This window comes from Streptomyces flavotricini (assembly GCF_020639365.1).
In the GTDB taxonomy this organism is placed as follows: Bacteria; Actinomycetota; Actinomycetes; order Streptomycetales; family Streptomycetaceae; genus Streptomyces; species Streptomyces flavotricini.
On sequence record NZ_JAINUL010000024.1, the window covers coordinates 1 to 344 of the forward strand.

Annotated in this window: 1 protein-coding gene; it reads right to left on the reverse strand. The window is 71.8% G+C overall.

Annotation, left to right across the window (positions count from 1 at the left end):
- A partial coding sequence (locus K7B10_RS40415) for a beta-ketoacyl synthase N-terminal-like domain-containing protein (protein ID WP_267502817.1) occupies positions 1 to 344 on the reverse strand: 344 nt, incomplete at both ends.

The window sequence follows — 344 nt, forward strand, 5'->3', positions numbered from 1 at the left end:
GCGTCGACGTCGGCGATGGTCAGGCCGGCGTTCTCGAGGGCGCTGCGGATGACGCGTTGCTGGGAGGGGCCGTTGGGGGCGGTCATGGAGCTGGACGCGCCGTCCTGGTTGACGGCAGAGCCGCGGATGACGGCGAGGACCTCGTGTCCGTTGCGGCGCGCGTCCGAGAGCTTCTCCAGGACGATGACGCCCACGCCCTCCGAGCAGCCGGTCCCGTCCGCGTCGGCCGAGAAGGACTTGCAGCGGCCGTCGGCGGCCATGCCGCGCTGGTGGCTGAAGTAGAGGAACATGTCCGGCTCGGTCATCACGGTGACCCCGCCGGCCAGGGCGAGCGTCGACTCGCC